Source organism: Methanolobus tindarius DSM 2278 (genome assembly GCF_000504205.1).
Classification (GTDB): Archaea; Halobacteriota; Methanosarcinia; order Methanosarcinales; family Methanosarcinaceae; genus Methanolobus; species Methanolobus tindarius.
On sequence record NZ_AZAJ01000001.1, the window covers coordinates 2,338,841 to 2,358,451 of the forward strand.

Sequence of the window (19,611 nt, forward strand, 5' to 3'; positions counted from 1 at the left end):
CTGGAATTTAAATCAGAATTCAACATCAATTCCTATCGGGCAATGGTCTGAACCCATTACTTCCGGCAGTATGAACGCATCTTTGATATTATCTTTCAGATTATCACTTGCAAAGAAATAATCGATTCTCCAGCCAACGTTTCTTTCCCTGGCTCTTGTCCTCATACTCCACCAGGTATAGTTTTCAGGTTCCTCGTTGAACATCCTGAACGTATCCACATAACCGTTATCAAGTAGTTTATCAATCCATGCGCGTTCTTCAGGCAGGAATCCAGAAACAGTTTCATTGTCTTTTGGGCGGGCAAGGTCTATTTCCTTGTGTGCAGTGTTCACATCACCGCATACGATTATGCTTTTGCCTTTTGACTTGAGGGTGTTGGCATATTCAAGGAATGCATCGTAAAATTCCATTTTGTACGCAAGTCTTTCGTCTGATGCCTTGCCGTTTGGGAAGTATATATTAAAGAGCACAAAATCCCCGAAGTCTGCAATTTGTGTGCGTCCTTCGCTGTCGAACTTTTCAATTCCAAAGCCGCATTTAATGTCCACAGGTTCTTTATTGGTGTAAAGGGCAACTCCACTGTAGCCTTTTTTCTCAGCAGAGGCAAAATAATTATAATAGCCTTCAGTTTCCAGAAGTTCTGCCGGAAGCTGTTCCTTGCGAGCTTTTGTTTCCTGAATACAGAGTATATCAGGCTTCTCTTCATTGAACCAGTCAAGGAAACCTTTCTTATGAACCGCCCTTATGCCATTTACATTCCATGAAATTATCCTGATCTTACTCATATTATATCTCCGGGATTTTGATGTTTATTTTCTAATTATTTGCTATTAATCTGCTGATTATCTGTTAAGTAACTTGCTCAAAGAAGATAAATCCTTATTTACTGTCTGTTTTTAGTTGAATATATTTTGATATATATTTCTACATAGGTCAAAATACTAAATAGGAAAAAAGCTTAAATAATAATAATTCTTATTTAGAATCTGTTCTTACATAAGATATGTTAGAATCCTGAAAAAGCGGAAAGTGTTCAAACATGAAAAAGGCAGACATCAAGTATACAAACCAGCGGATTGAGATCCTGGATTTCCTCAAGGAATTTGATGGTCATCCAACTGTAGATGATGTCTATGAGGGAGTAAGGCAAAAACTGACACGTATCAGCAAAGCTACAGTTTACAATAACCTGAAGTTCCTTGCTGAAAAGGGATTGATTAAGGAGGTGAATGTCAAGGGGGTTTCAAGGTTCGAAGCGAATCTGGTGCCTCACCACCACACGATATGCATCGAATGCGGAGAAATTACAGACTACCAGTCAGATGAACTTAGCGAATATGCTATGAAAATAGCAGAAAAGATTGACGACTTTAAAATTGAATCAGCAGACACTAACTTTTACGGAATTTGTAAGAAATGTATGGAGATGGAGTAATATGGAAGAAGAAATAGTAACAATGCCACTCATCGGAGACGCAGCACCAAACTTTAAAGCAGAGACAACCGCCGGAGAAATTAACTTCCCTAAAGACTACAAGGGTAAGTGGGTAATTCTCTTCAGTCACCCTGCAGACTTTACACCTGTATGTACAACTGAGTTTATGACTTTCTCAACAATGCAGGAAGACTTCAAAGCACTTAACACAGAACTTATCGGACTGTCAATTGACAGTATTTACGCTCACATTGCATGGCTGCGCACAATCAAAGAGAAGATTGAGTACAGAGGAATGAAGGATGTTGAAGTTACATTCCCTGTTATTGCAGACCTTAAGATGGAAGTTGCAAAGAAATTCGGTATGGTACAGCCAAATGCCTCCACAACACAGGCTGTAAGAGCAGTTTTCATCATGGACCCAAAGGCAACAATCAGGGCAATCCTCTACTATCCATTGTCCAACGGTAGGAACATGGATGAGATCAAGAGGCTGCTCATTGCAATGCAGAAGTCCGATGCAGAAAACATTGCAACCCCTGCAAACTGGCAGCCAGGAGATGACGTAATCATCCCACCACCAGGATCATGCGGATCAGCAAAGGAAAGGGTTGAAACCGAAGAAGAAGGCAAGTACTGCCTTGATTGGTTCATGTGCCTGAAGAAGCAGTCTTAAATAGATACTAAACGATATTATCCATAGGTGACCTATCATGGGAACGAAAGGAGTAGAAATATTAGGGTTAGATGTCAATGAACTGATCGACTTACTGAACAAAGCACTTGCAGACGAGTGGTTAGCATACTACCAGTACTGGATTGGTGCAAAAGTCATTAAGGGTCCTATGAGAGAAGCTGCAACAGCTGAACTTATAGAGCATGCAAACGATGAACTGCGCCATGCAGACATGGTGTCCAACAGGATAGTCCAGCTTGGAGGAACTCCTGTACTCTCCCCACAGGAATGGTACGAAATAACAAACTGTGGATATGAAGCTCCTGAGGATTCATTCGTAAAGAAAATCCTTGAGCAGAATATCAAGGGAGAACAGTGTGCAATTCAGGTCTACAGCAACATTCTTGAGAAAGTCAAGGATAAAGACCCTGTTACCTACGAAATCGTGTTACAGATACTCACCGATGAGATCGAGCACGAGGACGATCTGCAGGCAGTTATGGAAGATATCGAACTTATGCAAAGAAGGGACTAAACTTCTTTGTGGTGGAAAGGATTGGGCATTTCCTGCTCCTTGCTAAGAGCGGGAAATGTTTCATCTATCTTATTTTTGTTTTAACTGTGTGGGTCTACACATATTTTTGTTTTTTCAACAGCCTCTGTTGAAGCTGCTTTTCTGAAAATGCATTGTTATATTATTTGTTATGTATTTGCGATAGATATATTTAGAAGAATGTTTGTTAGATTTAATCATTAAATAACACTGTAAAAATAAAGATTTTATCTCGAAAGTAACAGTTCAAATAAACATTCTATCACTTGTACTATCACAATATTTCAAGACTCACGGAGATAACATGCATCTCATCATAGCAGAAAAGCACATTGCAGCAAAAAGAATAGCCGCAATCCTGGCACCACAGAAAGTGAAACAGGTTCGTGTAAGTGGTGTAGACACTTATGAATATGAATCTGAAGAGGGGAAAAAAATATTCATAGGCCTGAGTGGCCATATTGTGAAACTTGATTTCCCCAAGGCATATAATAACTGGCAGAAAGTTGAGGCAAATGAACTCATCGGGGCAGAAATAATTACAGCTTCAACCCAGGTAAAGATTGTATCAGCACTTAAGAAACTGGGAAAGGAAGCTACAAAGGTCACCATTGCAACTGACTACGACAGGGAAGGAGAACTTATTGGTGCTGAAGCCCTTGATATCATTAAACAGGTAAATGAAAATGTGGTTTTTGATCGTGTTCACTACAGTGCAATCACTCCTAAAGCCATCGATGATGCATTTTCCAATCCTACTAATGTAGATTTCAACCTTGCAGATGCCGGTCATTCCAGACAGGTTATTGATCTTGTTTGGGGTGCATCGCTCACTCGTTATATTTCACTTGCAGCCGGGCGTCTGGGTAAGATGTTCCTGTCGGTTGGTAGGGTTCAGTCTCCTACACTTGCTCTTATTGTTGAGCGTGAAAAAGAAAGGGAGGCTTTTATTCCAAAACCATACTGGGAACTCTCAGCAATGCTTAAGAGCAAAAGCGGTGAGGAATTCAAGGTAGAACACCGCACCAAAAGATTCTGGGAAAAGGCAGAAGTTGATGCGGCAATGGAAAAGATATCTATTGGCGATGATGCCCGGGTATCTGAGATCAAAACGTCTGAAAAGACAGACAAGCCACCAACTCCATTTAACACTACTGAATTTATCGGCGCTGCAAGTTCAATTGGTTTTACAGCTGCCAATGCAATGAGAATTGCTGAAACCCTTTACACTAACGGTTTCATTTCATATCCAAGGACAGACAACACTGTTTATCCTGAAAGTCTTGACCTGCGTGCACAGATTGAGATATTCAAAACAGGTACATTCAAGCAGTATGCCTTAAAGCTTCTTGAAAAGAAAGAACTTGTTCCTACAAAAGGTAAGAAAGAGACCACAGACCACCCACCAATCTTCCCTGCATCCCTTGCAAAGAAGTCCGAGATGAACGAGCAGGAATGGAAACTTTACGAAATGGTTGTCAGGCGTTTCTTTGCAACCTTTGCTGACCCGGCAATATGGGAAACAATCAGGTCAAAATATGATATTCAGGGTGAAGAATTCAAAGCTAACGGTGCACGACTTGTTGAGCCCGGATGGCGATGGTACTATCATTACAATGCACCTGAGGACAGGCTTCTTCCAAAAATGGAAGAGGGTGATGTTCATTCGGTTATCAAGGTCGATGTTGAGGCAAAGGAAACCCAGCCTCCCGGAAGATACGGACAGGGCCGTCTGATCAAGATAATGGAAGAACTTGGTCTAGGAACAAAGGCTACACGTCACGATATTATCAGTAAGCTTTACTCAAGGGCTTATGTACATGGAAACCCGTTGCAACCTACCAAAACTGCTGTTGCGGTTGTGGATGCGCTTGAAAAGTTCGCACCGACTATATCCAAGCCCGATATGACCAGCAAACTTGAAGCTGACATGGACAGAATAGCTGAAGGCGGAATTCCTGAAGATGATGTCCTGAACGAGTCCAGGGAAATGCTTGAAGGAGTATTTGTTGATCTTGAAAAGAACAAGGATGACATTACCGAGTCACTCCGTGCAGGTCTCCGTGAAGACAAGATTATAGGTACATGTTCCGAATGCGGCTCTAATCTTATGGTAATGAGGTCAAAGCGAGGAGGACGCTTCATCGGATGTGAAGGTTATCCGGATTGTACATTCTCACTGCCACTTCCAAAAATGGGGCAGGTTATTGTCACTGATAAATTATGTGAGGATCATGGCCTGTACCACATACGCATCATCAATGCCGGTAAAAGACCATGGAACCTTGGCTGTCCTGAGTGCAATTTCATAGAATGGCAGAAAACACAGGAAGAGGAGAAGAAAAAACAAAAGGAAGCATCTCCTGATAAGGAAAAGCCAAAAACACTTAAGGATATATCGGGAATTGGTAAGGTCACCGAAGAGAAACTTGTGGATGCCGGTGTTTGCAGTGTAGATGAACTATGTGAAGCTGATGCGCTGGAACTTGCAAAAGCTACAAGTATACCTGTTAAGAAAATTAAAACATGGCAATCTGATGTTATCTGAAGGATTGCCTGAAAGGAGACGGGTAAAATGGAACTGGAATTTAAGGGTGCATGCAGAGAAGTCGGAAGATCGGCAGTCCTGGTTGATGAAAAAATAATGATGGACTACGGAGTTTCTCCGGGGGAACATGTCAAGTATCCATTAAACGGATCAAGACCAGAAGCAGTTCTTTTATCACATGCACATATTGACCATTCCGGTGCAGTTCCAAATCTGATGGATCTTGATCCTGATATTTTTATGACTCCGCCTACTTTTGATCTTTCAAATATGCTGGCTCAGGATACCTTAAGGATAGCTGAAAGGGAAGGCGAGATGCCTGCTTTTGATTCAATTGATCTTACAAGGTTTGCCCACAGAACCAAACAGGTCGATACCGGTGTACCATTCCATACACACGGATATGATGCTGAGCTCTTCGATGCCGGGCACATACCCGGTGCAGCTTCTATATTCCTGAAAGATAAAGAAGATAAGAGTCTGTTCTATACAGGTGATATCAATACTTCTGATACAAGACTTGTTTCCGGTGCAGTAGAATTTCCGGATACGGATGTTCTTATTACGGAAAGCACCTATTTTGGCGATGAACACCCGCCTCGCAGGGAAGTTGAAAGCCAGTTCATAGATTCTGTAATGGATACTCTGGATATAGGTGGAACAGTTATTGTTCCTGCGTTTGCAATTGGCAGAACACAGGAAATACTGATGCTTCTGGATGCTCATGGTATCAGGGCTTATGTTGATGGCATGGGAGTTCATGCGTACAAGGTAATGTCAAAACATATGGATTATATCAGGAATCCAACACATCTTAAGAAAGCATTTGATAATGCAACAACAGTTTCCGGAAGAAAAAGGGATTCAGTCCGTCTTGAATCATCTGTTATTGTCACAACAGCCGGAATGCTGAATGGTGGTCCTGTGCTGTATTATCTCAAAAAGAAGTACAAGGATCCAAAATCAAAGATAATACTTACCGGTTATCAGGTAGAAGGCACCAATGGCAGAATGGCTCTGGATACTGGCATCATTGATAATGACGGAGTTATACAGCATCTGAAACCGAAGATTGAGCAATATGATTTCTCTGCTCACTCCGGTGATAAAGAGCTTAAGGAAATGGTAAAAGATTTCTGTGACCGGGGAACTGAGCATGTGTTTACCATGCATGGCGACAACTGCGAAGGATTTGCAGACTGGATTTCCGAAGAAATTGGTGTGAAAGCTTATGCTCCTGAGATAGGTGAACGGTTTACTGTATAATTCATAAATAAGAATGAATCAAAATATTACTCTTTACAGGCACGGGGAATGTTATAGTTTATTTCCTCGTTAATCTGTTTTGCTTTTAACATTGCAGCTTTCATATTTTCGATTGCATCTATATGTTCAGGGTCTATCTTAAGAACCCTGTTAAAACAGTCAACTGCATCTTCATATTTTCCAAGACCAAAATAGGCAAGACCTTTTTTATTCCACACAACTGCAAACTTATTGTCAAGCTCAATTTCCTTGTGGACTTTGCTGTAACACTCAATGGCTTCGTTGTGTCTTCCCATCACTCCCAGAATGTCACCTTTGTTGACCCATGCATTCTCATTTGTTGGGTCAAGTCTTAGAATACGGTTATAACATTTAATCGCAGCTTCATGGTTGCCGGTGTTGAAAAGAATGACTCCCATGTTGCACCAGACATCAACATCACTTTTGTTAAGGCGGACTGACATCTTGAAGCACTCAAGGGCTTCTTCATAAAGTCCAAGAAAAGAAAGAGCTATACCTTTATTATTCCAGACCAGCGCAAGCGCTTCATTACTCCATAATTCAGGATCCAGATCATCATGACCAAGGATAAGTGAAAAATACTCTATTTTTTCTTCCGGATCTTCAGCATCAAACGCTAATTTGAACCATTCCTCCGGGGTATCAGAATCCATTCAACCAACCAACTCCAGAACACTAATTATGAACTAATTATAGCACACTAACATAATATCATGTTTACGGCAATCTGCCGTCTTTTCTTACTTTTCCTTAATGTGCATAACATATTAATTAAGTTATCGAAATTATTCGGACTTAATGGAGGTATATATTAACAAAATAATAAAAAAATAACGTAATATGCATACGAAGTATAAACTGTAAGTAGTTTATTCTATCTTATCATATTATGAGCAACCAGGTGCAGCCTTGCGAATTTCGTCAATATGCATTAATTTGTTGGCGTCAATTCCCACAAGGCACATACCTTTTTTATCCATTGCCCACACATCACATTTATCTTTGATGTCATCAGGTATTTTTTCACCAGGAAGGTCATTCGGGTCAATACTACACTTCTGAAGACCGGGATATTCATCAGGATTAAGCTCCATGATGGTGATTACCTTTTGCAGGTCAGATAGCAGAACTTCAATATTTTCATGGTCCCAATTGCGTATTCGGTCACAGATTAAAGGAATTAATATCTTAGCAACACCTGCATTGGCCAGTATTTTGTTAGAAAGGCACAGGGCTGCGTTACCGTATTTTACGTCCTCACTCGGTCCCCTGAAGCAGAAAATTCCTTCACTGACAAGTTTTTCAAGGTTTAGAGGAACTTCCGATGTATTAATGGCACTTTCTACTGTTTTAATATCAACACCATATTCATCAGCAATTCTTCTGATAGCTTTTTCAATAACAATATTATTATCTATCACTCTGACACATCCTGCCGGAACATCAGACCCGTAGTCAACCAGATTACTTGAATGGGATCATCTTTCCAGTTTCAGCATATCCTGCGGTGTATTAACGTTTACAAAACTCTTAAATTCTTTGTCTATTGTCCTTATCACTTCGGCATCAAGATAAATCACATCATCAAGAAATGACACCGGGGACAGTATGCTTCTACTGCCTTCCTCAAGAGCACTTTCAATTGCTCCAAGCATAACATCTCTTTTATACACTGCATGCAGCGGTTCTTTTCTACCATATTCGCTAATAGGTATGAGTGCCTCATGCTCGCCTACCATATCGAACATTATGTCAATGAGCGCCATATTAAGATATGGCATGTCACATGCAACAGTAAAAACATAGTCGCCTTCTGCTCTTTCAAAACCGGATAGCATTCCTGCAAGAGGCCCGGCATTTCTTATCCTGTCTGTAACTATCTTTCTTCCCTGCAAATAAGGTGAGAATTCCTGAACCTGCTGTTCATCGCGCAGTGAAATAATTACTTCATCTGATACATCATCAAGAACCGAAAGTGATCGCTCCAGCAGAGTGCTGTCTTCAAGCATCATCAGGGCTTTTTCCCTGCCATTCATCCGGGTACCTAGTCCGCCTGCAAGCAAAAGTGATGAACGTATCATACAAGACCTCTTCTGCGTTCACTTCTGTATTCATCAAGAATGGACTGGAATTGTTCCTGCTCTTTTTCATTGCGGCGCTTTTCAGCTCCTTCTTTCCAGAGTTCAATTGCTTCGTCAAGAATATCAGGATCCACTGAAGCCAGGTCTCCCACACGGTGTAGCTGGATATCTTTCAGCACCGGCACATCGTTATCATAAAATGATTCAAGCGCAGCATGTGGCATATCCTCGGTAATCAGCACAGCTTTTACTTTTGATTCGGCAAGCAGTGATGCAGTTACTGGTCCGCCGCCGCTTGGGTCTTTGAGGAAAACAACATCATTCTCTTTGATTCCATAGAGTTCTTTCGTATGCTGTATAGCTTCCCTTGTAAAAGCAGATATGACTTTAACAGGAAGTCCTTCGCCTTTAACTTCCTTTTTTCGTATCTGCTTCAGACGTTTGTTCTGCCTGCGCTGGTTTTTCAGATTCTTGCGGGTTTTTGCAAGTTCCTTATTGAGACGCTCAATTTCAGTATCCCTTATCTGTATCTCCCTTTCCTTCTTTACCTGCTTGTAAATGGAAGTCTTGAATTTATTGATACGCATCTCAAGTTTCTCTATTGTTTTTTCTTTTTGCCCGGATTCATACTTGATTTCAGAAACATAGTCTTTGAGTTGTTTTATCTGCGAATTCTTCTGCCGGATTTCCTCACGTAACTTCTTCACAAGTTCATCTGTATCTGTAAGTTCTTCCTTTACAGGTTCGGGTTCCGGTTTAACACGAACCTGGATTTTAGATTCAGAAGCTACTTTTTCAATAGCTTCCTCTATTGAATCTCCGTTAATAACATGGAACTTGATGCTATCCATATTGAGATATTTAGGTGCTCTTTTCTCAACCCTGGAAAAGACATTCTTGTAAGATTTATAGGTTGCAATTGCCGCTGTAAGTGAATCACGTTCATGGTCGTTGGAATAACCATATGTCCTTGCAAGGGCTATCTTGTCTTCAGCTCTTATTTCTCCCCCCGGACTCCATATCACTGCATTGAAACTGCGGCGTACCTTTTCAACGGCCGAAGGTGTTGGGTAAACATCTGTGGCAACGATGGCAGGTTTTCCGTATTCGGCTATCATCCTGACAACTTCATCATGTGAGATTCCACGAATACTCTCAGAGAGTAAAAGTTCCCCGACAAGTGAAAGAATTGCAATTCCCACAGTTGTCCCGGGGTCAATACCAACTATGGTATACTTCCTTCCTGCTTTCTTCAGGGGTATGTATTGTATCTTGTCTCGTTCCACACTTTTGACAGTGACCTGCACATCGGCATTTGAAGATGGTTTTACGGGAACCCTGTCACGACGCGCTTTTACTGTAAATTCTGCCCTTACATACCCACCAAAACCTTCGGTAATGCGTTCGGTGTACCTGTATCCGGTGTCCCTGGAAAATTTACGCAGGATGCTCTCTATTTCCCTGCTTTTTTCCCTGACAGCTCCATGAACCTTTCTTCGATAGCGGTTCTGACTCCAGCCTCCTCTCCCAAGGGAACGGGCACGACTGACTTTAATGCGTGTAATATCTTCAAAAAGGGAAACTTCTTCGCCCACACCAAGACTTGCAAGTATGGCGCAGGTTTCAGCTTCCTGTATCGGATCGAACTGGTTCAGGGAAAGTCCGTGTTCCTGTGCAAGTCTTAGTAGTGGTTTCTGGTGGATTCCACCTGTAACCTGCACAAGCCGGGTGTTATCAGGGAGCTTTTCAAGTAAATGAATAAGTGCTTTTTTGTTCGGGGCAAGCTCAAAAATGTTATCTACTGCAATGTAATCAGGCCTGTCATTGTTCAACATCCGCAGTATCCTGTGAAGCCTGACCATGGTGTAATGGCTTATTTCCCCGTCCCTGAGTACGGCAACGGCATATCGGGGAGCTTCCTGTGCTCTGGAGGAACCCCTGGCTATGTCAATACCGTATATTACCCCGTTTTGCATACAATTTATTTTATGTTGCTACTTAGATATATCAATGACCACTGGCACTTTTCCAGCTTCAGCTTTGCATAATCTCTGAAACAATATCTTTTGGATCCCTATCAATCCTGTATTTTCGCTTGAAATGTTTCAGGACATTGGCTACGTCCCTTTCGAGAAGTTCTTCAGCATGCGGGTGACTTATTTCAACGTACTGTGGCCAGTCAATGAACTGAACCCCGTTCTCGTTGACAAAAATATTGTATTCACTCAGATCAGAATGAATGTAACCTTTTTCATAAACAAGGGAAACCTGCCTGAGTATTTCATTTAAGAACCACTCCGGGTCTTCAAGTTTTGTTTTGAAAAGGAGTGTTCCCTTTGCCACATCCATGACAAGTGCATGACGATTGTTGTCCAGCAGTTTTGGAACGGAAACTTCCGGATAGAGCTTTTTTATAATTGCAGCTTCCCTTTTTGCTGCAAGCCTGGCTGCATAAATCCATGAAAAGTGTTCCTTCCCTTCAAGGTGTGATCGTGTCCTTTTGACGCTCTTGAAACTGGTTCTGCCTTCCCGGTGGAATTTAAGAATAACACCCTGAGCTTCACCAAATGCAAGTTCCGGTTCCTTTACAGCTTCATGAACAACGGATTCTTTCCCGACACCAATCTCATCACCAATGGCGCTGATAGTCCCTCTTTTAACAAGTGTGTTAAGAGCCAATGTATCATAACCGTCAAAGTATATCTGGTACCCCTCATATGGCTGATAGGTGGCGATTACCATGTTGTTCTTGATTAATGTTTTAAGTTTGAACTCAAGGGCTGAGTGTGAAAGGCGAGTGTATTTCATTATATCTTCAGCAGGCACCCATTCAAAGTGCTTCATGCCTATTTCAATACCTGCAAGTATACGCAGGTCTTTGCTGTCCATTTCCTTGAATAACTTCACAACGTCGTCTATCATCTGAATTCCTAATTGCCGGGATGGTTTAGATTGTTTGTGGTAGGCTGCACTTTAACATTAGTTTATTCAAATCTGAAATTGAATGCTCTGTAGAGATATTATTGATATGATAGAAACAGTCTTTTATCTGTTTAAATCCACAAAATCAACTGGCAAGCTAAAATAAAGGAACCATACGCCGAAGGCGGCACAGTACGATGCTGCTGCACAGACTATAATTCCAAATATTATTGTGGTTATACAAAGAATTCTACAGGATTCCTTGGATAAAAGTACAAGGTATCATGCAGATTATTTTGTTTATTCGAGTGGCAAAACACCGGCTTTGCCGGTTCCTTCGTTTTCACTCAAGTTATAATCCAAACTTACCCCACGCCTCTTCCTCAACTCTGCGAATCACTTCTTTAAGCGGCAGTCCGACCTTATCAGCAATCTTCCGACAGTCCTCATACTCCGCAGAAATATGCAGTACTTCGCCTGTTTTATCCTGTGCTATTTTCACAGCACTGGTAAATTCCTCACCTTTAAGCCGGATGCTTATTTCATCCATCCTGCGATCAGCTACAAAACGATGTACTGTTGGGATTACACGAATTCCAAGCGTGCCGGTCTCTTTCATTATCTCCCTGGCGACACGTTCGCTGTTCTGGGATTTTGTGATAACTTTTATAATATGGCCTGATCTGCCTTTCTTCATGATGGTTGGTGTGATTGCAACGTCTCTTGCACCTGCTGCGAGAAGTTTGTCGAACAGGTTTCCAAGAACCTCGCCGGTAACATCGTCAACATTAGTTTCCAGAACTTCAATCTGGTCTCTGGTAAGGATGTCATCCATTTCAACAAGCATACTTCTAAGGACATTCGGGTCTTCTGTATCAGCATCGCCTGCACCGTAACCTATTGAAAGAACCTTTCCTTTTGGCAGATTATCAATGGGTTTTGCAAAATAAGAAAGTAAAGCGGCACCGGTTGGTGTGAGAAGTTCTCTTTTGCCGGAACCATAAGATGAAAGATTTCCTGAACACAGGATTTCAAGTGTTGCAGGTGCAGGAACAGCCATAAGTCCGTGTGCAGCCTTTACCTTTCCGCCGCCAACGTTGACAGGTGTGCAGAATATCGCTTCAGCGCCAATCTCATGGATTGCTGCACAGGAGCCGATAACATCTGCCAGGGCATCATTCTGCCCGACTTCATGGAAATGAATTGTTTCAAGTGGTTCACCATGTACCTTTGATTCGGCTTCAGCCATAATAGTAAACACATCAAGTGCACTTTTTTCAACCTGAGGATGAAGTCCTGCTGACTTGATTATATCCACAAGTTCATGATAGTGTCTGGAATGTTCCTCATGGGGTACATGGATCTTAACGTCGGTGGCAGATATACCTTGCTTATTAGCCCTGTTAACAGATACGGTTACATCAACTGCTGATTCAATTATCTCGCATATCTTTGCAGCATCTGCTCCAAGATCAATGAGACTTCCAAGTATCATGTCACCGGCTGCACCTGAGAACGGATCAAATATAAGGGACTTCATATTATCTTTCCCGGATTATATGTTTGAAGTTGTATGTTTTAAATTATAAACGTTAAACAGGAATGTCACTTTTTATCGTTACTTTGTCTTGCTTCAGCAACCCTGTTGGCGATTCTCGCAGCAAAGGAACCTGCTACAAATCCTGCATCTATGTTGACAACCGAAAGCACGGAGCATGACTGCAACATGGAAAGCAGTGCAGCCTCTCCTTTTGCACCGGCTCCATAACCTGTGGATACCGGAAGACCAATTACCGGCACATCCATAAGACCTGAAACTACAGTTGGCAGAGTACCTTCCCTTCCTGCTGCAACTACTATGGAATCCGGTTTTTTCTCCTTGAGAATCTGCATTTCAGATACTAACCTGTGAAATCCTGCAACTCCTACGTCATAGATTGCTACTGTCTCACAGCCCATCTCATGAGCTACCATTCTTGCCTCTTCAGCTGCATCAATATCAGCAGTTCCTGCTGTTATTATTGCAACAACTCCTCCTGTTCTAGGTGCAGGTGTGCCATTGTGGACCACTACACCTTTTGAATGGAGATCCCATTCAAGGTTTTCGGGATCAAACGTTGCCTCAATCATTTCCCTGTGGCTTCCACTGAGTCTTGTAATGAGAACTCTTCCACTTGCATCCACCTGTGCTTTTGCAATTTGCACAACATCTGCAGGGTCTTTGCCTTCTGCAAGGATTGCTTCCATTATGCCTGTGCGATGCTTGCGGAAAATATCTATTTTGGCAATGTCTGTGACCGGGACATAGCCCATGGAGCGGATATCGGATTCTGCAGTTTCGAGATCCATCTCGTTATTTTTCAGCTTGTTCAATATGCTTTTGAGATCCATTTATATTCACTCCTATTTTGGATTATTAATATATAACTGAATTTGAGAATCAGCAAAGAAAATAGAGATATTGTCCTATCAGCTTATTAAAGTAGGTTTGAACAATATCTCATTTTGGTTTTTGATATTTCGAACTATCTCCGCTTTCATACCTGCTTGAACATCTCCTTTGCCATTGAAACTCTCTGCTCAAGGTCGTTTCCTTCAAGTTCGTTTACCACAGAATCAAGAACATCTGGTATGTCAATGTGCTGTGGACATTTCTCAAGACACTGTCCGCACTGGATACATAGAGATGCAAACTCGCCTCCACCTGTACCAACAGCACCGCCTGTACGTGCAGCATACATGAATTTTACTGTGTCAGTATCCTCCTCCAGGTAAAGATTGTTATACATCTCAAAACAAAGTGGAATATTCACACCTGCCGGACAGGGCATGCAGTACTGGCAACCGGTACACTCTACCTTCATCAGCTCACGGTATTTGTTTTCCACTTTCTTCACAAGTTGCATTTCTTCTTCTGTAAGTGAGTTTGCATGTGCTTCCCCTGCAACCCTGAGATTCTCTTCAACATGAGCTTCCTCGCTCATACCTGAAAGAACCACTGTAACTTCAGGATGGTTCCATACCCAGCGCAGAGCCCATTCTGCAGGTGTCCTCTTTATTGATGCCTCGTTCCATATCTCATCCACAGCCTGCGGTACAGTTTTTGTAAGGCTTCCTCCACGAAGAGGCTCCATTATGACAACTCCAAGGTCTTTAGAAGCTGCGTATTCCAATCCAGCTTTACCTGCCTGGTTCTTTTCATCCAGATAATTGTACTGGATCTGGCAGAAGTCCCAATCATAAGCATCAACTATGCGGTTGAAATCCTCTGATGCTCCGTGGAACGAAAAACCTGCATTAATGATACGACCATCAGCTTTGGCCTTGTCAAGAAAATCAACTATACCTAATTTTTCAACATCGTCCCACAGGTCACCAACAAGGGCGTGTATGAGGTAATAGTCTATATGGTCGGTGTTTAACTTCTCAAGCTGGGCGTTCAGATAGTAATCCATATCCTCACGTTTCTCTATAAGCCATGATGGAAGTTTTGTTGCTATCTTTACTTTTTCACGATATCCATCAGCAAGAGCACGACCCAGAAAAGGTTCGCTTGCTCCCATGTGATATGGCCAGGCTGTATCAACATAGTTCACTCCCTGGTCGATTGCATCACGTACCTGTTTGGTGGCTCTGTCTTCATCTATACTGCCATCTTCTTTTGAAGCAAGACGCATGCATCCGAATCCCAGTATCGAAAGCTCATCTCCGTTCTTTGGCATTTTCCTGTATAACATCTTTAGTTCTCCCTAATCTTTGACTTTCAGTTATATTTTGCGACATGAATGTTTATTGACTGAATAGTCAGTCATGTTTGGCTTTATTAGTATATATTTGCTTTGATTGTTCAATCACTCATTTTATTGTGAAAAATAAATTTTATTCAGATTTTCTGAACACCTTTTCATTGATCAGACTTGCAATCTCACGTATATCGCTTGAATGCGAAAAAGTACCTATGCGAATTTTCTTTGTGTTTTTATCAAAACATGTACACTCTTTTGTAGTCACTAAAATTGTCCTCTCTATTTACTGTATTATTTTAAGAAATCCTTTATTCGTTTACGCTTTCTCTATGACAATCGTTCCTGACATATTCTTGATATGTTCGCCACCTGATACGGCTTTGCCTAACTCGTACAAACCACCAGCAGAGCCGAATTTCTCATAGAACATTACAACATCTCCCCATGGAGCATAATATGCAAGAGTTCCTGCTTTTGCATTTGCCATGGGTGTGTCAGTTGTATCGAGTTTTTTGGGTGGATAGAATATCTTTTCATTATTGCTGAAATCTTCAACATCGATGGTTAAGGGTAATTGTTCATAGAGATCTTTTGCAGCTTTCCCATCATTAAGCTCAAAGATCGTTGTGTTTCCATTTGCCTGAACACTGATTTGCATTTTTGTTTCCTCCTCTTCATGGATAATTTCATCCTGCTCCTCTTCTGATTGATTATCAATGGTGCTTTGATCCATGTTATTTTGTTCAACACATCCAATTGCTAAAATCACCAGCAAAAATACTCCTGAATAAATCAAGATCTTTTTTTTTTCATTTTGTTCCGGAGTAATTTTCATAGATAAATCCTCAATTTGTTACATTTCCTGAACAGGCGCATTTGCATTGTTTAATATATATTTCATCACAGTTATCTGAATTTTGAATTTCTTCATTATTCAGTTTTTCCCGGACCTCGATAGCACATGAATCGTCTGTCAGTTGATTATCATCCAGTATCACTTTGCCAATAGAATCTGCAATGATATGCCCGCTACGTGGGTTTTTTACACTTGTAATCGAACCTGTGATTGTAGCATGAACATCGCTGTATTCAAACGAAAGATCACAATCTATCATCTCGCAATCTTCAAGAACCAAACCTTTTGCATAACAAAGAGGCTGGGTTCCGATAATTTTGCATCGGACAAGTTTGAGATTTTCAGAGTACCAGCCAAGATATTCTCCTTTTACAATACTGTCTGAAACAGTGACATTTTTGCTATGCCAGAAAGCATCTTTTGTATCCAGACGGGAATTTCTGATTTCAACATTTTCCACATACTGAAATGAGTATTTACCACTTAATGCAAAGTTATCAAGAAGGATATCTGTGCTGTAGAAGAATGGATATTCAGACTCAAGCTCTGAATCCTTTATTACGAGTCCGTGTGATAACCATCCAAACTCCGGTGAAACAATAGTTGAGTTTTCAATAGTTATATCCTTACATTCCCGTACAGCTTTGATGCCTCCCATATGACTATCTTTTATTGTCACCTGTTCGCTGTACCATAGTGCAGCACGGCATGTATCTGTCATCCGTATATTTTCTACCTGAGCATTTTTCACATGCCAGAATGGATAACGGAGTCTGAAGTCACAATCCGAAACGCATATGTTTGCGCTTTCCTTCAAAGCAGACTCGCCATCTGCAGGACCATCAAAGGTACAGTGAGAGATCGTAGCGTTCTGTATGGCATACAGAGCACGCTCTTCATCCAGTATCAAGTCCTTAAATTCATTAGTTTTTTGACTCATGTTTTTACCTTTTTTCCCGCCATTGATTAGAGTTATTTTGAAAATTGCAGTCTATGACTGACTGAACAGTCAGTCTTACATTGAGACTTTACATATATATAGGTTATGATTGACTGCTCACTCATGTCCGCAATATTTATATTCTATATTGTACAGTTGGATATCATATGACGATATATCGTGTACCGATATAGCGGCAGACGACTACTATAGACTGTATGGATGATAATATGGATAACGACATCAGAAGGGCATTTCTGAAATACATTGTCTTGACTGTGATAAGTAAGGAAAGCACCCATGGTTATGAGATAATCAAAACCATAGAAACTTGTTCTAAAGGAAGATGGAAGCCAAGCACGGGCTCGATCTATCCGATATTGGATTATCTGGTATCAGAAGGATTTGTCATGAGTGAGGAAATTGATCGTAAGAAAGTCTATACAATCACACCTGAAGGGTCAGTGGCATTGGAAGAAATGGCCCGGAAAAAAGCTGATCTTCTCAATGAAATATCCATGCTTATCGATAACATCACAGAAGGAGACTGCGAATAATCCGGATAGTGGTATGTTCTTAAAAAAGCAACTACAGTTATAGATGATTCGATAACGATTTTCTGAATAATATTTTGATTTACAGAAGGTAATAGTTTGGAAAACAAAAACAATGCAAAAACAGAGACTATCTTTCATAAAAAGGGACATGGTATCTCATACAAGTGGACGGCATTACTTACCGTGTTACTTGCATCATTTATGGCTACTATCAACAGTAGTATTATACTCATCTCGCTTCCTGCTATATTTAATGGAATCCATCTCGATCCTATGCAACCGGATGCATTCCAATACTTGTTATGGATACTGATGGGATATGGACTTGTAACGGCTACGATCCTTCTCAGTATCGGAAGACTAGCTGATATTTATGGGAGAGTAAGACTCTTCAGACTTGGATTTTTCATATTCATGATCGGTTCGGTCATGCTATATCTAACACCCGGAACCGGTAGTACCGGAGCGATAGAACTTATACTCTTCAGGTTTGTGCAGGCGGTAGGAGGCGCACTGACCATGGCTAACGGTCCTGCCATAATCACCGATGTATTTCCCAGCAGTGAAAGGGGAAAAGCACTTGGTATCAATACAGTAGCTCTCATGTCAGGCCAGTTTATCGGACTCCTGCTTGGAGGCATACTTGTAACCTATAACTGGCGCTATGTTTTCCTTGTGAATATCCCATTTGCCCTGATTGGAACTATTTGGGCATACTGGAAAATGGAAGAGCTTTCCTTCAAGGCAAAGAAGACCAGCGTAGACATACTTGGAAACGTATTCTTCATCGGTGGGCTGACATCACTTCTTGTGGGTATCACCTATGGTCTGATGCCTTACGAACATGATGGAATTATGGATGCAATGGGATGGAACAGTCCGCTTGTGCACATTACTTCTGCAATAGGAATTATATTGCTTCTTGCGTTCCCATTCGTAGAGCGCAGAGCAGAGAACCCAATGTTCCGCTTCGAATTCTTCAAGATAAGGGCTTTTGCTTTTTCAAACCTTGCAAATTTCATGGCAGCTATTGCACGAGGTGGCATAATGTTCATGCTGATACTGTTGCTTCAGGGAATATGGCTGCCACTTCAGGGTTATAGTTTTGAGGACACTCCTCTCTGGGCTGGCATCTACATGCTTCCGCTGACCATTGGTTTTATCATAATGGGTCCGATATCAGGAATGCTTTCGGACAAATACGGACCCCGATGGATAGCTACTGGCGGAATGGCACTTGTTGCAGTTGTGTTTCTGGGTCTTGCAATGCTGCCTTACAATTTCGACTACTGGGAGCTTGGAATCCTCATTTTCCTTATGGGAATAGGTAACGGCATGTTCAGTTCACCAAACAGTTCATCCATTATGAACTCGGTACCCGCCGAGGACAGGGGAGTTGCTTCAGGTATGATGTCGACCCTGATGAACTCAGCTATGGTACTAAGTATGGGCCTTTTCTTCACTATTGTGATCGTAGGTCTCCAGGGAACGTTCCCTAATGCAATACATGAGTCATTCACAAGTTTTGCATCAACACAGACTGCACCGGTTATGCAGAATCTTGCAGAGCAGATATCTGAGATATCCCCAACCAATGCATTATTCTCAGCTTTCCTTGGATACAATCCAATGGGTACCATTCTGAACGTAATGGACAGCAGTGTAGTAGCATCCATACCACAATCAGTGGTCGATACATTGACCAGCAACTACTGGTTCCCGGAGACTCTGCAACAGGCTTTCATGCCAGCACTCAGAGTATCCTTCATCATAGGTGCATTCCTTTCAGCAATAGCAGCTCTGTTGTCTGCAATGAGAGGCCAGCACTACGTGCATGAGCTCCAGAGTGAAATAGAATCTGCAATGAAAGGCCAGCCTTTTGTGCATGCTGTCCCTGATGATATAGATAAGTAATGTGTTAGTGTTTAGTGACATGTCTGCAAAGGCATGTCCCTTTTTTACATTTTAGGTGTTGTAGAAAACAAAACAATACAACCACCCACCGCAGG

Annotated in this window: 18 protein-coding genes; 7 read left to right on the forward strand and 11 right to left on the reverse strand. The window is 41.5% G+C overall.

From position 1 onward, the window contains the following. Positions 1 to 12: 12 nt before the first annotated feature. Positions 13 to 786, reverse strand: coding sequence for an exodeoxyribonuclease III (xth, locus tag METTI_RS11280; RefSeq protein WP_023845946.1), 774 nt, complete (start codon positions 784 to 786; stop codon positions 13 to 15). 254 nt (positions 787 to 1,040) lie between these two features. On the opposite strand from xth, the gene METTI_RS11285 reads away from it, so the two are divergent. The 5 genes from METTI_RS11285 (at position 1,041) to METTI_RS11305 (ending at position 6,479) form a co-directional block, all read left to right on the forward strand. Then, a complete protein-coding gene (locus METTI_RS11285; RefSeq protein ID WP_023845947.1) occupies positions 1,041 to 1,436 on the forward strand; it encodes a Fur family transcriptional regulator in 396 nt (131 codons plus the stop codon). Position 1,437: 1 nt separating this feature from the next. Beyond that, on the forward strand, positions 1,438 to 2,112 hold the full coding sequence (locus METTI_RS11290) for a peroxiredoxin (RefSeq protein WP_023845948.1): 675 nt from the start codon (positions 1,438 to 1,440) through the stop codon (positions 2,110 to 2,112). Between the two features lie 37 nt (positions 2,113 to 2,149). After that, positions 2,150 to 2,647: a ferritin-like domain-containing protein gene (locus METTI_RS11295; protein WP_023845949.1), complete on the forward strand. Its 498-nt coding sequence runs from the start codon at positions 2,150 to 2,152 to the stop codon at positions 2,645 to 2,647. 322 nt (positions 2,648 to 2,969) lie between these two features. Continuing rightward, entirely contained in the window at positions 2,970 to 5,213 is a 2,244-nt protein-coding gene (locus tag METTI_RS11300) for a DNA topoisomerase I (RefSeq protein WP_023845950.1), read from the forward strand. Positions 5,214 to 5,240: 27 nt separating this feature from the next. After that, the gene (locus METTI_RS11305) at positions 5,241 to 6,479 is read left to right on the forward strand and encodes an MBL fold metallo-hydrolase (protein ID WP_023845951.1); all 1,239 of its coding nucleotides are present in this window, start codon (positions 5,241 to 5,243) and stop codon (positions 6,477 to 6,479) included. Between the two features lie 26 nt (positions 6,480 to 6,505). Here METTI_RS11305 and METTI_RS11310 read toward each other — a convergent pair whose 3' ends face one another. From METTI_RS11310 to METTI_RS11355, 10 genes are all read right to left on the reverse strand, one after another. Continuing rightward, on the reverse strand, positions 6,506 to 7,153 hold the full coding sequence (locus METTI_RS11310; protein ID WP_023845952.1) for a tetratricopeptide repeat protein: 648 nt from the start codon (positions 7,151 to 7,153) through the stop codon (positions 6,506 to 6,508). Positions 7,154 to 7,387: 234 nt separating this feature from the next. Further along, a complete protein-coding gene (locus METTI_RS11315) occupies positions 7,388 to 7,921 on the reverse strand; it encodes a hypothetical protein (RefSeq protein WP_023845953.1) in 534 nt (177 codons plus the stop codon). Positions 7,922 to 7,978: 57 nt separating this feature from the next. Then, entirely contained in the window at positions 7,979 to 8,581 is a 603-nt protein-coding gene (gene mobA / locus METTI_RS11320) for a molybdenum cofactor guanylyltransferase (RefSeq protein WP_023845954.1), read from the reverse strand. Continuing rightward, positions 8,578 to 10,557, reverse strand: a complete 1,980-nt coding sequence (locus METTI_RS11325) for a DUF460 domain-containing protein (RefSeq protein WP_023845955.1) — start codon at positions 10,555 to 10,557, stop codon at positions 8,578 to 8,580. The genes mobA and METTI_RS11325 overlap by 4 nt, the downstream gene beginning before the upstream one ends. Before the next feature lie 58 nt (positions 10,558 to 10,615). Continuing rightward, positions 10,616 to 11,503 carry a serine/threonine-protein kinase RIO2 gene (locus METTI_RS11330; RefSeq protein WP_023845956.1) on the reverse strand — a complete coding sequence of 296 codons (888 nt, stop codon included), beginning with the start codon at positions 11,501 to 11,503 and terminating at the stop codon, positions 10,616 to 10,618. A 352-nt stretch (positions 11,504 to 11,855) separates the two neighbouring features. After that, positions 11,856 to 13,043 (reverse strand): nickel pincer cofactor biosynthesis protein LarC, encoded by a 1,188-nt coding sequence (larC, locus tag METTI_RS11335; RefSeq protein WP_023845957.1) that lies wholly within the window; start codon positions 13,041 to 13,043, stop codon positions 11,856 to 11,858. A 65-nt stretch (positions 13,044 to 13,108) separates the two neighbouring features. After that, positions 13,109 to 13,894: a nickel pincer cofactor biosynthesis protein LarB gene (gene larB, locus METTI_RS11340; protein ID WP_023845958.1), complete on the reverse strand. Its 786-nt coding sequence runs from the start codon at positions 13,892 to 13,894 to the stop codon at positions 13,109 to 13,111. A 146-nt stretch (positions 13,895 to 14,040) separates the two neighbouring features. After that, positions 14,041 to 15,240, reverse strand: coding sequence for an aldo/keto reductase (locus METTI_RS11345; RefSeq protein ID WP_023845959.1), 1,200 nt, complete (start codon positions 15,238 to 15,240; stop codon positions 14,041 to 14,043). A 325-nt stretch (positions 15,241 to 15,565) separates the two neighbouring features. Continuing rightward, a complete protein-coding gene (locus METTI_RS11350) occupies positions 15,566 to 16,018 on the reverse strand; it encodes a cyclophilin-like fold protein (protein ID WP_245596178.1) in 453 nt (150 codons plus the stop codon). Positions 16,019 to 16,094: 76 nt separating this feature from the next. Continuing rightward, a complete protein-coding gene (locus tag METTI_RS11355) occupies positions 16,095 to 17,045 on the reverse strand; it encodes a DUF3737 family protein (protein WP_023845961.1) in 951 nt (316 codons plus the stop codon). 218 nt (positions 17,046 to 17,263) lie between these two features. Between METTI_RS11355 and METTI_RS11360 the strand changes: the two genes are divergently transcribed. Together METTI_RS11360 and METTI_RS11365 are read left to right on the forward strand one after the other, a co-directional pair. After that, entirely contained in the window at positions 17,264 to 17,602 is a 339-nt protein-coding gene (locus METTI_RS11360) for a PadR family transcriptional regulator (protein ID WP_048135412.1), read from the forward strand. A gap of 96 nt (positions 17,603 to 17,698) precedes the next feature. Further along, complete coding sequence (locus tag METTI_RS11365; RefSeq protein ID WP_023845963.1) at positions 17,699 to 19,516, forward strand: MFS transporter; 1,818 nt, start codon at positions 17,699 to 17,701, stop codon at positions 19,514 to 19,516. The last annotated feature ends 95 nt before the right edge of the window (positions 19,517 to 19,611 follow it).